Source organism: Streptomyces milbemycinicus (assembly GCF_002154605.1).
Lineage (GTDB): Bacteria > Actinomycetota > Actinomycetes > Streptomycetales > Streptomycetaceae > Streptomyces > Streptomyces milbemycinicus.
Genome location: NZ_MUNE01000681.1, coordinates 1 through 14,490, shown reverse-complemented (window position 1 = coordinate 14,490; position 14,490 = coordinate 1). Strand labels below are relative to the sequence as shown.

At 71.0% G+C, this 14,490-nt stretch carries 11 protein-coding genes and 1 pseudogene; 4 read left to right on the top strand and 8 right to left on the bottom strand.

The window, feature by feature from the left end:
- From CCN51_RS42700 to CCN51_RS42690, 3 genes are all read right to left on the bottom strand, one after another.
- A partial coding sequence (locus tag CCN51_RS42700; protein WP_143676079.1) for a PGAP1-like alpha/beta domain-containing protein occupies positions 1 to 1,578 on the bottom strand: 1,578 nt, incomplete at its 3' end.
- A complete protein-coding gene (locus CCN51_RS42695; RefSeq protein WP_014175696.1) occupies positions 1,575 to 2,009 on the bottom strand; it encodes a hypothetical protein in 435 nt (144 codons plus the stop codon). The genes CCN51_RS42700 and CCN51_RS42695, both read right to left, overlap by 4 nt.
- Before the next feature lie 9 nt (positions 2,010 to 2,018).
- The gene (locus CCN51_RS42690; RefSeq protein ID WP_014175695.1) at positions 2,019 to 2,384 is read right to left on the bottom strand and encodes a hypothetical protein; all 366 of its coding nucleotides are present in this window, start codon (positions 2,382 to 2,384) and stop codon (positions 2,019 to 2,021) included.
- A 414-nt stretch (positions 2,385 to 2,798) separates the two neighbouring features.
- Between CCN51_RS42690 and CCN51_RS42685 the strand changes: the two genes are divergently transcribed.
- Together CCN51_RS42685 and CCN51_RS42680 are read left to right on the top strand one after the other, a co-directional pair.
- A complete protein-coding gene (locus CCN51_RS42685) occupies positions 2,799 to 3,818 on the top strand; it encodes a hypothetical protein (protein ID WP_143676078.1) in 1,020 nt (339 codons plus the stop codon).
- Positions 3,819 to 3,893: 75 nt separating this feature from the next.
- Positions 3,894 to 6,578 (top strand): SMI1/KNR4 family protein, encoded by a 2,685-nt coding sequence (locus tag CCN51_RS42680; RefSeq protein WP_143676077.1) that lies wholly within the window; start codon positions 3,894 to 3,896, stop codon positions 6,576 to 6,578.
- A gap of 377 nt (positions 6,579 to 6,955) precedes the next feature.
- On the opposite strand, the gene CCN51_RS42675 is transcribed toward CCN51_RS42680, so the two are convergent.
- On the bottom strand, positions 6,956 to 7,822 hold the full coding sequence (locus CCN51_RS42675) for an SDR family oxidoreductase (RefSeq protein WP_014175692.1): 867 nt from the start codon (positions 7,820 to 7,822) through the stop codon (positions 6,956 to 6,958).
- A 77-nt stretch (positions 7,823 to 7,899) separates the two neighbouring features.
- Here CCN51_RS42675 and CCN51_RS42670 point away from each other — a divergent pair, with 77 nt between their 5' ends.
- The gene (locus CCN51_RS42670; protein ID WP_014175691.1) at positions 7,900 to 8,505 is read left to right on the top strand and encodes a TetR/AcrR family transcriptional regulator; all 606 of its coding nucleotides are present in this window, start codon (positions 7,900 to 7,902) and stop codon (positions 8,503 to 8,505) included.
- A 533-nt stretch (positions 8,506 to 9,038) separates the two neighbouring features.
- Positions 9,039 to 10,010, top strand: a complete 972-nt coding sequence (locus CCN51_RS42665; protein ID WP_238545352.1) for a lysylphosphatidylglycerol synthase transmembrane domain-containing protein — start codon at positions 9,039 to 9,041, stop codon at positions 10,008 to 10,010.
- Between the two features lie 39 nt (positions 10,011 to 10,049).
- On the opposite strand, the pseudogene CCN51_RS60350 reads toward CCN51_RS42665, so the two are convergent.
- The 4 genes and pseudogenes from CCN51_RS60350 to CCN51_RS42645 form a co-directional block, all read right to left on the bottom strand.
- Positions 10,050 to 10,241: pseudogene (locus CCN51_RS60350) on the bottom strand (DUF397 domain-containing protein); the annotation flags it as partial.
- Between the two features lie 139 nt (positions 10,242 to 10,380).
- Entirely contained in the window at positions 10,381 to 12,510 is a 2,130-nt protein-coding gene (locus CCN51_RS42655) for a 3-hydroxyacyl-CoA dehydrogenase NAD-binding domain-containing protein (protein ID WP_014175689.1), read from the bottom strand.
- A complete protein-coding gene (locus CCN51_RS42650) occupies positions 12,507 to 13,724 on the bottom strand; it encodes a thiolase family protein (protein ID WP_014175688.1) in 1,218 nt (405 codons plus the stop codon). The genes CCN51_RS42655 and CCN51_RS42650 overlap by 4 nt, the downstream gene beginning before the upstream one ends.
- A 166-nt stretch (positions 13,725 to 13,890) precedes the next feature.
- Positions 13,891 to 14,490, bottom strand: a 600-nt coding sequence (locus CCN51_RS42645; RefSeq protein ID WP_211303302.1) for a ribonuclease D, incomplete at its 5' end; no start/stop codon positions are given.

The following is a 14,490-nucleotide window of genomic DNA, read 5'->3' as shown; positions in this document are numbered from 1 at the left end:
CTCGGGCCCGAGCCCACTGCCGTAGAACGACTGGACGGACCGGGCCGTGCCCTCGCGCGAGACCTGGTAGAACGCGCCCACGCCGGGGAAGTTGCCGCCACCGGAGTCGAAGTACGAGACGGTCAACTCGCCGCGGGGTGCGGCGCCGAGGAGCTGTAGGCGGCCGCAGTACGTCGGGCTGAAACACTCGTCCGGCGAGGGCAGGCCCGTCACCGGCAGCGCCCGCCGCGCGCCGCCCTGGGGCGGATAGCTCCACAGCTTCGGCCGGTTCGGGTCCGGGACGCCGTCGGAGACCAGCTGGTTCTCGCGGAAGGCGATCGTCGAGCAGTCGGGGCACTCCCAGGTACGGACACGGGGGGTGACGAAGGGCTGTCCCCGGGCCCGGCGCACCTGGAACACCTTCCGGCCCGTGCCGTCGCGCCGCTCGGCGAGCCAGGCGAGGGAGTTGCCGTCGGACGACCAGGCGAGCTGCCGTACGCGGTATCCGCTGGGGACGGGGGCGAGCTTCTTCTTGCTGCCGTTGGTCCACACGTTGACGCTGTCGGCGGTGGCGTAGGCGAGTTCAGGTGTCGCCTGTTTCCGCTGGAGGGCCTTCGCCCGGTCGGCCACCGCGGACACGATCTTCGGCGCGGTCTTGACGCTGGTGTGGGTGCAGTCGTTGGAGATCACCTGTGTGAAGGTGCGCGCGACGCAGGTGAGGACGTAGGGGGCGCCGGACTTGTTGTGGTACGCGGTGGCCGAGGAGCGAGGCACCGCGATGTCGCCCAGGGAGAGCGTCCCCGAGGACGGCCCGAGCCCCAGCAAGTCGAGGCGCAGCCGGATGTCTCCGGCCATGGCACGGACGGGCAGTGCCTTGGGCCAGGGCGGCAACTTCCTGATCTGCGGTGAGTCGGTCCGAAGAGCCAGGCTCTGCGGCGAGCGGAGCACATCAAGGGTCTGGCACGTGGCGAGCAGCCCGCCTCCGGCGTAGCCGCGGCATAAGGACAGCTCCTGCTTCAGGAGCAGGTCTTCCATTGACCTCGCGGGGCCCGGAACCAGGAAGTCCGCGCCAGTGACCACGGGAGTGCCCCGGAAGGGAGTCCCGATGGTGATCACCTCGGCCACTTTCTGCCATGCCTTGCCGTCGGATGTGCGACTGGGCAGCGAGACGGCGTACTGCGTGGCCAGGCCGCCCATCGAGTGGGCCACGACCATGACTTTGTGGCCGGAGGCGTCGGCGAGGCAGTCGATCGCGGTCCGCAGCGCGGGGCCGATGCGCGGGTCCGTGACCCATGCCGGCTGGGCCGGCGTGTAGTCGAAGGTCCACGCGGTGATGTTGTGCAGGTTCGCGACCTGCCGGGGAAACCATTTCTCCTCGTCGGCTCCCGGCCCGTCCCAGGTGTCGGCGCCCGCGTTGATGCCGTGGACGAAGAGGACGGGCATCGAGTTCGCGATGGTCTCCTTCTCGGGGACCTGCTGGAGCCCGCCGCCGACGCAACTGCGCTGCGCGGCAGCGGTGGGCACTGCCCCGAGCAGGGTGAGCAGGAGCATCAGGGTGGCGGAGAGGGCGAGGGCGCGGCAGCGGGCGGCGAGGGTCATGGCATGACCTCCGCGAGGATGATCCGCCAGGCCCCGCCGCTCCGGGTGAACCCCAGCAGCACCCGCTGCGCCGGCTTTCCCGGCTCCTCCAGGGTGGCTTGGGCGTTGGCGATGCCGCCCTCCTCATGCCAGGTGCCGTCCTTGACGTGGAGCTTCGCGCCCTTGGCGGTGAGGCGTCCCTCGGGCAGGGTTCGCTCCAACTCGGGCGCGAGCGCTACTCGCTGTGTTTTCCCGTCCGCGGCCACCAGGCCCCGTGCGACCCGGGCGGCCGCGGCCGGGACCGGGCCGCCGGGTTCGTATGTCAGCTCCTGCGCCGGAGGTTTCTCCGCCGAGGTGTCGGTTTCGGTTCTGCCGCTCCAGTAGGCGTAGATGCCCGCGAACGTCGCGGCTAAGAGCAGCGCAACGCCGGCCGTGATCGATAGTTTGCGCATTCTCGTCGCTCAGCCGATGGGGTTCAGATCGCCGATGGTCCAGGCGCCCACCTCGGACAGCGGCACCCGCAGAAGCCCGTAATCGTCGATGGGCACGGCGGGGCCGCCGGTGACGATCCGCGCCCAGGTCAGATGTATATGGGTGGTCTCGGGCTCGTGGCGCAGCATATCCGCGGCGAAATCCTTGGCGAATGCGGTCAGCGAACTCTTCTCGGACAGCAGGCTCATGTGCTGCCTGAGCCATTCATCGCGGGGGAGAATGGCGCCGGTGATGATGACGCCGCCCACCATGATGGTGATGGGGAGCGAGGTTTCGCAGTCTTCGTCGTCAGCCCGGCTGACGAGCTTTTCCAGCAGTGCGTCGTCGTACATCATGAAATCTCCAAGCTTTTTAGTTGTGCGTGAGTGGGAAGGGCTAGCCGCGGCCGTCGCAGGCCTTGCAGTCGCCGCTGCCGCGGCAGCTGTCGCACTTCCATACGCCGCGATATCCGGAGCCGCCGCAGGTTGTGCACTTACCGTCGCCCTTGCATCGCCGGCACATGGTGGAGGTCCTTCCGTTCGGGCCCGGGGGTGGTCGGCGGTGCGAACCGCGCCGCCGGAGACCACCGTGCACCGGTCCGGGAGGGTGGGCACGTGGTGCAACGGGGTGGCTCGTTGCACTGCCATGTGCACCGCCCTGACCTGCGGACCTTTGCGTTGCGGTGCAACCGGAACCGGCTCGGCCGCCGCTGACTGGCCCGCGATGAAGCGGTGTTCTATGGTTAATGGCATTCACTGCGGGGGGTGTTCATGGAGGAACCGACCGAGCTCTTCAGGGACTTGGCGCACGCCTTGGTCCAAGCCCTCGACGCATGGGCGGCCACGGTCGGCCAGGTGACCGACACCGCGCGGCGCCCCACCCGCGCCGGTCTGGTCGCGGAACTGGAGAGAGAGCGCCTGGAGTTCGAGCGCGCCGGTCGGAGCCGTAAGAGAATCGACCTGCCTCTGCTGTCGTACTGGCTCAAAGGCCGCGATCAATTGCTGCCCGGAAGCAAGAAGAATCGACTCCCCAGCCAAGAGGACTGCGAAGCAGTCGCCCGCGCGCTCTCACAAAAGGCGCCGCGCAGCGCTCAAGAGCTGCCGAAGATCGGCGTCGAAATCGGGGACCTCGCACGGCGGTTGAAAGAGGAGGCCGGTCCCGGCTGGAGGGATGAAGTCCTCGCCTGTCTCGCCCCCGCGGTCACCGTCGCAACGCACGCGGCTTCTGAAGCGAACACCGCCACGCATGCTCTTCCGAAGCGGCGTGGATGGCAATTCGCCGTGGCGACGGCGATTGCCGTGGGGCTGATCACCGGCACCATGGCGCTACGCAGCGGCGCCTCGGAAGGGGACGGGGCATCGGGCGGCGGGGATGTCGCGCAGATGGCGGACCTGAAAGGAAATCACCGCTGCGGCCCTGTACGGGCGGTGGGCGCCGTGTCATGGCGGCCCTGCACCAAAGTCGGCAAGGACTCCCTGTCCTTCGTCGTCCAGCTCAGCAACTCCTCGACCCGGGCGGCCACGGTGAAGGCCAGGATCGCCTACGTCCAGGCCGGGGCCCAGCACGACTGCCCCGCGCCGTGGGGCACCGCGCACGACGTCACCGTCCCGGCCGGTGCCACTGTGACCAGCCCGCTCGACGGCTGCGCCGCACCCCTCGTCGCCGCCCAGGCATTCCAGGCCAGGGCCTGGGTGGCCGAGCCGAACGCCTCCGCGTGGGGATACCGGGAGCACTCACCGACGTTGCACATCCAGGCCAACGGCCGTCTCGTCTGGGCGGACCAGGTCTGAAACGCGCACGCCCGAACTCGCCAGGGTCCAGGCCATCGGAGCACCGAACGACCACAGCGACGAGGGGGATATGCGGTGACGGATGAGCGGACGCGGCGTGAGAAGCGGTTGGGACAGGCGCTGGCGAGGTCGGGATGGACGAAGAACGCCGAAGGCGCCATGGAACGCACGGGCACGGACGGGACCGAGTGGCACTGTGCCCTCGAACCCGCCGAGAACGACGGCGCGCCGGAAACCCTCCGCCTGGAGATACGCGGTGCGGGCGGGAGCTTCACCCAGAACCTCGTGCTCGACGTCAGGGGGGCCGCCGACCCCGCGGGTGTGTTCGACGGCCCGGTCGACCGGCTCGACGAACTGCTCGACGTCATCGCCGGTCTGCCGTCCGCCGTGACCGGGCGTACGCTCACGGACAAGGTGCTGATGCCCCTGTTCGTGCGCACGGCGGTGTTCACCCGAAGGTTCGGGGTCCCCCTCCGCACCTCCGGGTTCCACAAGGAGCGGCTGCCCCGCCCGGCGTCCGCCCCGCTGCCGCAGGCCGTCGCCGCCGCGCTCGCCGCGCCCCGCGACGGCACGTGCTGGCTGGACGTCGCCTTCGCCGCCCTCGACGCGGACTTCCCGCACCTCACGCTCACCGCACTGGACCGGGCCCTGGCCGCCGGAGCGGATCCGGCGGTCCCGGAGCTGTGGCGCGCCTGGCTGCTCAGAAGCGTGGACACCGATGAGGCCCTGGCCGCGCTGGACCGGGCCGCGGCGGCCGGAGGCGGCGTCACCGGCCTCGCCCGCTGCCTGCAGGGGACCATGCACCAGCTCGCCGGCGATGCGGAGCGCGCGCTGGAGGCATGGGAGCGGGCCACGCTGGAGGACCCGGACGATCCGTACGGGTGGGGCGTACGGGGGCTGGCGCTCGCCAAGCGAGGACGCTCCGCCGACGCGGCCGGCGTCCTCGCCGAGGCCGTCGCCATCCACCCCGGTGATGCCACCCTGCAGTACTACCTGGGCTATGTGCGCACGCTGCTCGGTGACACCGAGGGGGCGTTCGACGCGCTGGAGGAGGCGATCCGGCTCCGGCCCTCGCTCGCCGGGGAGATCCTTCCCGACCCGGATCTGGCCGGGCTGCGGGACCATGAACGCTTCGCCTCCCTGACCTCCGCGCGCGCCGCGGACAACGGTCAGGATGCCGAGGTGACGGAGTCCCTGCGACGGCTCGCCACCGCCGTCGCGTCCCAGGGGGCGCAGCGGGCGAAGGACTGGCGGCGCGCCCGACTCATCACGTTCGTCGGCGGTGACGAGGAGGAGGGCGGGACCGACGTCTCGTACACCGCGACACAGGGCACAGAGCGCGATCTCAACGTGGACCTCAAGGCCCTCCGCCCGCCGATCCATGCCCTGGAGCGGTCCCTGCCGGACGAGGCCACGGCCGTCGAACTGGACGTCCACGCCGCGGGCTGGTTCGAAGCGCTCACCGCCCCGGGCGCCCGCGGAAGCCACCGCCCGAACCAGATCGTCCATGTTCTCGGCAGGCCCGGTGGCCCGTGCGGCGACCCGGGTGACGTGCCCGAGGGCCCGGACGACCCGACCGAAGCCGGAGATCCCGCCGAGGCCCGCCGCCTGCTGCACGACTACCTCCGCCTGCGCGCGGACGCCCTCGGTGACGAGGAGACGCTGCCCGCCTCCGACCCCGAACGCGCGGACCGCTTCGCCTCGCTGGCGCGGGAGTACGGCACGGCACTCCCCGCGGACCTGCGCGCGCTGTACGAGGTCGCCGACGGGGACGGCGACCTCGGGCTCCTGGACGGCTTCGAGTGGTTCACGGTTTCGGCCCTGGAAGACCACCTGGTCAACCGCTGGTGGACGGTGGACATCCACGAGAACGCCTGGATCGACGGGGCCGTCTCCGGCAGCGGTCCGCACGCGGCCGTGCGCCGCTCGCACGACCGTCCGGGCTGGATCCCGTTCGCGTACGGCAGCAGCCTCGACTATCTCGCGGTCGACCTGGATCCCGCGGAGAACGGCAGACCGGGCCAGGTCATCCGGATCGGCACCCGCCGCCCGTACGCCGAGTACGTCGCCGACTCCGTGACCTCACTGCTGCGCGGGCACGTCGAGGCGCTGCGGCAGGGCCGCTTCACCGACGAGGACGGCTGGCTGAGGATCGATCTGGGCGGCATGGGGCAGGAGGACGACCATGACGGCGCGTGCCATGTGCGCGGCACCCTGGACGACGCCGACATCGACGAACACACCCTGACTCTCGACGCGACGGCCAACGGCGACCTCGACCTCGCGGCCGTCCGCAACGCCCCGCTTCTGCGCCAGGCCCGCCTGCTCTGCGGTTCCGCCGACCTGGCGCCGCTGAACGACGTCCCCGTCAGGACGCTGGACCTGGATCTGCGCGCGCTCGACTTCTCGCCCCTGGCCGGCCATGCCACGCTGCGGACCCTGACGCTGAAGGCACCTCATGCGGTGGACCTCACACCGCTGCTGACGGCCGGCCAACTGAACGGCCTCGACCTGTCGCAGGCCACGGTGCGGGACATCACCGTGCTCGGCGGCCTGCGCCGGCTGCGGCATCTGTCGCTGCGCTACGAGCAGTGGCAGGAGCTCTGGGCCGAGGGGGTGACCCTGCCGGCGCTGACCGTGGCCATCCTGGACGGCGACCACTCACCGAGCACCCGGGCGGAATGGCTGAACCGCCTCACGGCCGCCCCCGCCCCCAACGCCCGCCAGTACATCGGCGCCTTCCGCACTGCGGGAGGGTGAACACGCGCGTGCCGGACGGGCGGGCAGCCCGTCCGGCACTCGGGGAACGACGCGCTACGCCGGGACGCTCGCCACGCCCCTCGACCCGGGCGACGACGGTGAAGGTCAGGATCGCGTACGTTCAGGCCAGGGCCTTCGAGGCCGACGAGAACGCCTCCGCCTGGGGCTTTCAGGAGTACTCGCCCGACGGTGCACATCCAGGCCGACGGCCGTCGCCTCTGGGCGGGGCAGGTCTGAGAAGCAGTCCTGTTGCCGAATGTGATCGCGCGGTCCCCGGTCTGTGCGGGAGCCGTGAGCGTCCGCTTCGTGGGGCCGGGCGGGGCGGACAGATCGGACGATCCGCAGGATGCGGCGGAGTAGCCCTGTGGGCTCGCGACTCAGCGGAAGGCGGCCTGGTTGGCGGTCAGGAACTCGGCGAACATGCGCGGTTCGCGGCCGGTCAGGTTCTTGACCTCGTGCGTTGTCGCCGCCAGGGAACCGGTTCCGACTTCGGCCCAGAGGTGGGCGACGTCGGCGGCGAATGGTGCGGGGAGACCCTGCGCCCTGAGCCGTACCTCCATCTCATCCCGGTTCAGGCTGACAACCTCGACGGGCTTGTCGAGGGCGCCGGAGAGGTGCCCGGCGATCTCGGTCATCGTGAGCGCTTCCGGGCCTGTCAGGACGTAAGTCCGGCCCGCGCCCACGGATTGGGTCAGCAGGACGGCCGCACACGCGGCGATGTCATGGCAGTCGATGTACGAGATGGGCGCGTCGGTCGCGGGCGCGATGAGGCTCCCGTCGTCGCTGAAGGTGCCCGCTCCGGTGAAGAAATTCTGCATGAAACCGCTGGGCTGGAGGAGCGTCCACTCGATGCCGGATGCCTTCAGGTGCTGCTCGATATCCCAGTGCGCGCCCTCCGCGAGTTTGCCGCCCTGGTGAGCGTGCCAGACCGAGACCTTGACGATCTTCCCTACACCGGCGCGCCCGGCCGCGTCGATGACGGTCTTCTGCTGGGAGATCATGGGCTGCGGCGCCCCGTCGGCGGTGGGGACCGCGCCTGCGCCGTTGAGCAGGACCTGGTCGACGGCGGTGAGTGCCGCGGCGATCGAGTCGGGGTCGTCGAAGTCTCCGACGACGTACGGGCAGCCGAGCGTACGACCCTTGTCGGCATCACGGACAAGTGCTTTGAACGGTGCCTGGAGTTCCTGGAGTTGCCGGACCAGATGCTTGCCGATGGATCCGGTGGCCCCGGTGACCAAGATCATGTGATCCCCTTCGCCTAAAGTGAGGGGGCCTCGGAATAATATGTCGAGGCACCCTCGACTTGGCAAGGGGCGGATGGATGAGCGGCACTCGAACGCGACGACCGCGCGGTGACGCGCAACGGAACCGCGAGCGCATCCTGGCGGCGGCCGACGAAGCGTTCCGCGAGCAGGGCACCGGGGCATCGCTCGAAGGGATCGCCCGTCAGTCCGGAGTCGCGATCGGGACCCTGTACGGGCACTTCCCGAACCGGCGGGCGCTGTCTGCGGCCCTGCTGCGCGAACGGCACGCGGCACTCTTCGAGTTCGGCGGCGAACTACCGGAGCGGGCCTCGGCATTGGACGCCCTCGGGGAGTGGATGGGCGCCGTCGCGGTGCACGCAGCGGCGTACCGGGGGCTTGCCGCACTGCTGATGGAGAGCCTCGACGACGAGGCGTCGGAGCTCCACGAGGCGTGTGGGCGAATGGCCGCGATCACGGAGGCCTTGCTGACCGCCGCCCGTGAGACGGGCGCGGTCCGCGGTGACGTCACGGCGGCGGATGTACACGCGCTGATGAACGCCGCCGCCTGGATGCGCGAGCAGGTACCGGAAGAACAGGCTGAGCACTTGCTGGGATTGCTGGTCAACGGCCTGCGCCCCGGCGGCGAGGCTGGTGAAGGGCGGCGGTCGGGGCCGCGCCGCTAGAGGTGGCGGCGGACCGCCGCAGGGAGGCTTTCACTGGGCGAATCGACATCGGCGAGTAGCGGTCGAGCCAGCAGCTGCGCGCCGCCCTGTGCTACGCGCGGACGCCGCAGTGCCATGCCAGGGCTGTGGCACTGGCGCATCCAGCGGTCGCGCCGCACGGCGTCGGTGAGCTGTCGCGGGGCCCTGGATACCGTAGAGAGTGGCGCCTTCGGATGCCCTGCCAGGGGCGCTACGGTGGCGGGCGGGGCCGCCCGGGTGAGCGGCAGGGCAGGAGTTCCGAGTTGCGGGAATGCCGCCAGGACCTGCCCTCCCACCGGGCCGGTCCCACGGCGATCGCGGTCCAGGGCCGGCGCGTGTCCGATGGGTTCGTCGGCGTCGCCGGACTCCCGCAGTCCCGCGCGGATTTTCGAAGGTGACGAGCCATGCCACAACCTGGGTCCGAGGCCGGGAACGGCGAGGTGGCGCCAGGGCCCTTCGTGCGGCCCGGCCGGGTGCCGGGCTGGACACGGTGGCTGGGTACCGGACTCATCGTTGTGGCCGCGGCCGTGGTCGCCGTCTTCCGGCGGCGGGAACTGGCGGAGGCGTACCACCTGATCGCTCGGGTGCGTCTGCCCGAGCTGGCGGTCTCCGTGGGGTTCGAGGCGTTGTCCATTGTGTGCTTCGCCGCCGTGCAGCGGTGGCTGCTGCGGGCGGGCGGTGTGCGCTGGGGCATGAGGCGGATGACGGCCATCGCCGCTGCAGCCAACGCCGTGGCCGGCGCGCTGCCGGGCGGGGCGGCCTTCTCGGCCGCCTGGGTGTTCCGGCAGCTGTCACGCCGGGGAGTGGAGCAGGTGCTCGCGGCCGCTGTGCTGGTGGCCGGGGGCGCGCTCGCGGTGCTGAGCCTATTTGTCCTGCTCGTGATCGGTTCGCTCGCGGCCGGCTCGGCCGGGCCCGGCGCCGTTGCTCGCCCGGCGGTGGGCGTGCTGGTGTTGGCACTCACGTTCGGTCTGGTGGTCCTTGGCCTGTCCCGCTTCGCGGGCTTCCGTCGTGCGGTACGACGCGCGTGGACGCACACCGGTGAGCGGTCCAGTCGGGTCCGGCGGGCCGAGGAAGCACTGGTTCGCCTGGCCGGTCAGGCCCGCGGCGTGCGGCCTGGATTCCTGTCGTGGCTGTGGCCGTTCGCGCTCGCCCTGCTCAACTGGGTGGCCGATGCCGCGTGTCTGGCGGCCGGGCTGTGGGCGCTGGGTATCGGTGTGCCCTGGCACGGGCTGTTGCTCGCGTACACACTCACACAGATCACAGGCAGCCTGCGCCTGACCCCCGGCAGCCTGGGCATCGTCGAGGCGAGCCTGTCCGCGCTGCTCGTCGCCTACGGCCTGCAACCCGGGCAGGCGATCGCCGCCACATTCCTGTACCGGATCATCAGTTACTGGGCGCTGCAGCCGATCGGCTGGGCGTGTTGGATCGGTGTCACTCTGAGCGCCGCCCGCCCTCGTCCCCTGGCACGGGGAACCGGCCGTCCGTGAGTTCCTGCACCGGACGCGGGCAAGGACCTGGCGTTGCCGTCAGGTGGCGGGAAACGCCCCGCGTTTGACCGCGGAGACAAACGATGACCAGCCGTCCCGCGAGAAGACCAACGCCGGGCCCTGCGGGTTCTTGCTGTCGCCCGTCCTGTGCTCCACGCATACGACATCAGAGAACGCCGGAGGCGGCGGTCCGGTGAGCGCACGCTCTCGTCTGCTTCCGTGGTCCGGCCCGAGCGGGCAGCCTTGCTACCTCGTGACGGACGAGGACGGGAGTGGCTACCTCGCGCGCATGGCTGACGAGACCGAAGCAGTTGAACACGCGAGTGCCGGACGGGCCCCCAGCCCGTCCGGCACTCGGGATACCACGCGACTACGCCGGGACGCTCGCCACGCCCGGGGCCAGGAAGCGGCGGCCGACCACCCGCTCCGAGACGCCCTCGCGGTCCAGGTACGGCGTGATGCCGCCCAGGTGGAAGGGCCAGCCGGCGCCGGTGATCAGGCACAGGTCGATGTCCTGCGCCTCGGCGACGACGCCCTCGTCCAGCATCAGGCCGATCTCCTGCGCGACCACGTCCAGGACGCGCGTGCGCACCTGCTCCTCCGTCAGGACCGAGTCGCCCTGCTCCAGAAGCGCGGCGACCTCCGGGTCCAGCTCCGGCTTACCGGAGTCGTGGACATAGAAGCCGCGCTTGCCCGCCTCGACCACGCGCCGCAGGTTCTCCGAGACCGTGAACCGGTCCGGGAACGCCCGGTGCAGGGTCTCCGAGACATGCAGGCCGATCGCCGGGCCGACCAGCTCCAGCAGCACCAGCGGGGACATCGGCAGGCCCAGCGGCTCGACGGCGCGCTCGGCGACGTCGACCGGGGTGCCCTCGTCGATGACGTTCTGGATCTCGCCCATGAAGCGGGTCAGGATCCGGTTGACGACGAACGCCGGGGCGTCCTTGACCAGGACGGCCGTCTTCTTGAGCTTCTTGGCCACGCCGAAGGCGGTGGCCAGCGAGGCGTCGTCGGTCTTCTCGCCGCGGACGATCTCCAGCAGCGGCAGGATCGCGACCGGGTTGAAGAAGTGGAAGCCGACGACCCGCTCGGGGTGCTGAAGCTTGGCCGCCATCTCGCTCACCGACAGCGAGGAGGTGTTGGTGGCCAGGATGGCGTGCTCCGGCACCACCGCCTCGACCTCGGCGAACACCTGCTGCTTGACGCCCATCTCCTCGAAGACGGCCTCGATGACGAAGTCGGCGTCGGAGAAGGCCGCGGCCTTGTCGAGCGAGCCGGTCACCGCGGCCTTGAGGCGGTTGGCCTTGTCCTGGTTGAGACGGCCCTTGAGCAGCAGCTTGTCGATCTCGCCGTGGACATAGCCCACGCCCTTGTCGACCCGCTCCTGGTCGATGTCGGTCAGTACGACCGGCACCTCGAGGCGGCGCGCGAACAGCAGCGCCAGCTGCGAGGCCATCAGACCCGCGCCGACCACGCCCACCTTGGAGACCGGGCGGGCCAGGGACTTGTCCGGGGCCCCGGCCGGGCGCTTGGCGCGCTTCTGGACCAGGTTGAAGGCGTAGATGCCGCTGCGCAGCTCACCGCCCATGATCAGGTCGGCGAGGGCGCCGTCCTCGGAGTCGAAGCCCTGGCCCAGGTCGCCGTTCTTGGCGGCGGCGATGATGTCCAGCGCCCGGTACGCGGCCGGGGCCGCCTCGTGCACCTTGCTGTCGGCGATGGCCCGGCCGCGTTCGACGGCCGCGTCCCACGCCTCGCCGCGGTCCACGTCGGGACGTACCACCTCGGTCTGGCCGCTCAGCACGGACGCGGTCCAGATCAGGGACTGCTCCAGGAAGTCCGCGCCCTCGAAGATCGCGTCGGCGATCCCGAGCTCGTAGACCTGCTTGCCCTTGAGCTGCCGGTTCTGGTTGAGCGAGTTCTCGATGATCACCGTGACCGCGCGGTCGGCGCCGATCAGGTTCGGCAGCAGGGTGCAGCCGCCCCAGCCGGGGACCAGGCCCAGGAAGACCTCGGGCAGCGAGAAGGCGGGCAGCGCGGCCGAGACGGTGCGGTAGGAGCAGTGCAGGCCGACCTCGACGCCGCCGCCCATCGCCGCGCCGTTGTAGTACGCGAAGGTGGGCACGGCCAGGTCCGCCAGCCGCCTGAAGACGTCGTGGCCGCCCTTGCCGATGGCCAGCGCGTCCTCGTGGCGCTTCAGCAGCTCGACGCCCTTGAGGTCGGCGCCGACGGCGAAGATGAACGGCTTGCCGGTGACGCCGACGCCGACGATCTCGCCCTCGGTGGCCTCCTTCTCGACCTGGTCGAGCGCGGCGTTCAGATTCGCCAGCGAGGCCGGGCCGAAGGTGGTGGGCTTGGTGTGGTCCAGCCCGTTGTCGAGGGTGATCAGGGCGAACCGGCCAGCGCCCTGCGGCAGGTCCAGATGGCGGACGTACGCCTGCGTCACGACCTCGTCCGGGAACAGCTCGGCCGCTCCCCGCAGAAGCTCTTCGGTAGTGGTCACTTGTCCCCCTCGAAGTGCGGGTTCTCCCAGATAACGGTGCCGCCCATGCCGAAGCCGATGCACATGGTGGTGATGCCGTAGCGGACCTCGGGCTGCTCCTCGAACTGCCGGGCCAGCTGCGTCATCAGCCGCACCCCGGAGGAGGCGAGCGGGTGCCCGAAGGCGATCGCGCCGCCGTACTGGTTGACGCGCGGATCGTCGTCGTCGATGCCGTAGTGGTCCAGGAAGGACAGGACCTGTACGGCGAAGGCCTCGTTGATCTCGAAGAGGCCGATGTCCTCGATCGTCAGCCCCGCCTTGGCGAGGGCCTTCTTGGTCGACGGGATCGGGCCGTAGCCCATCACCTCCGGCTCGACACCCGCGAAGGCGTAGCTGACCAGCCGCATCTTCACCGGCAGGCCCAGCTCCCGGGCCACATCCTCGGCGGCGACCAGCGAGGCGGTCGCGCCGTCGTTGAGCCCCGCGGAGTTGCCCGCGGTGATCCGGCCGTGCGGGCGGAACGGGGTCTTGAGCGTGGCCAGGCCCTCCAGCGTGGTGCCGGGGCGCATCGGCTCGTCCGCGGTCGCCAGGCCCCAGCCCAGCTCGCCGCCTTCAGGGCTGGTGCGCCGCACCGAGATCGGTACCAGATCTGGCTGGATCTTGCCGTTGGCGTACGCCTTGGCGGCCTTCTCCTGGCTGCGCACCGCGTACTCGTCGGCGCGCTGCTTGGTGATGTGCGGCAGCCGGTCGTGGAGGTTTTCCGCCGTCATGCCCATGAAGAGGGCCGACTCGTCGACCAGCTTCTCCGAGACGAACCGCGGGTTCGGGTCGACGCCCTCGCCCATCGGGTGGCGGCCCATGTGCTCCACCCCGGCCGCGACGACGATGTCGTACGCGCCGAAGGCGATGGAGCCGGCGGTCGTCGTCACGGCGGTCATCGCACCGGCGCACATCCGGTCGATGGCGTAGCCGGGCACCGACTGGGGCAGCCCGGCCAGGATGCCCGCGGTGCGGCCGATGGTCAGGCCCTGGTCGCCGATCTGCGTGGTCGCGGCCACGGCCACCTCGTCGATGCGCTCCGGCGGCAGGTCCGGGTTGCGGCGCAGCAGCTCCCGGATGCACTTGACGACCAGGTCGTCGGCGCGGGTCTCGTGGTAGATGCCCTTGGGACCCGCCTTGCCGAACGGGGTCCGGACGCCGTCGACGAAGACGACGTCCCTAGCGGTACGAGGCACGTTGGCTCTCCTCCAGGTGCGCGGGGTGGCACTGCTGCGGGCACGCCCGGCAAGGGGCGCGCCATGGCCTCATGCTACTTATGAGTAACCATGGTGCCCAGCCCCCGCTCCGGGAAGGGCGAACGTCACACCCGGGAATTCGCCCTCCTCGTCCACGCGCGTCGCCTCAGGCCGTCGTCCCCAGGGCCGTCAGGAGGATCGGGGTGGTCTGCTCGATCTGCCAGGGGCGGGCGCCGTAGCCGTGCAGGACGGCCGCGACGGACTCGGCGGTCACCTCGGCCGGGGGCTCCCAGCACAGCCTTCGCACCGTGTCCGGGGCGATCAGGTTCTCCTGCGGCAGATTCAGCTGCTCGGCCAGGCCGGTCACCGCCGTACGGGCCGCCGAGAGCCGGGCCGCCGCGACCGGGTCCTTGTCGGCCCAGGCGCGCGGGGGCGGCGGGCCGGCCACCGGCTGGCCCGGCTGGGGGAGCTCCGACTCGGGCAGGGCCCGCGCCCGGTCCACCGCGGCCTGCCACTGCTCCAGCTGACGGCGGCCCATACGGTGGCCGAAGCCGCCCAGCGCGCCCAGGGCGCGCGCGGTCGTCGGCAGGGCCAGCGCGGCCTCGACGATGGCCGCGTCGCCCAGCACCTTGCCCGGCGAGACATCGCGGCGCTGCGCGATCTTGTCGCGGGCCGTCCACAGCTCGCGCACCACGGCCATCTGTCGGCGCCGCCGGACCTTGTGCATCCCCGACGTACGCCGCCAGGGGTCCTTACGGGGTGGGGC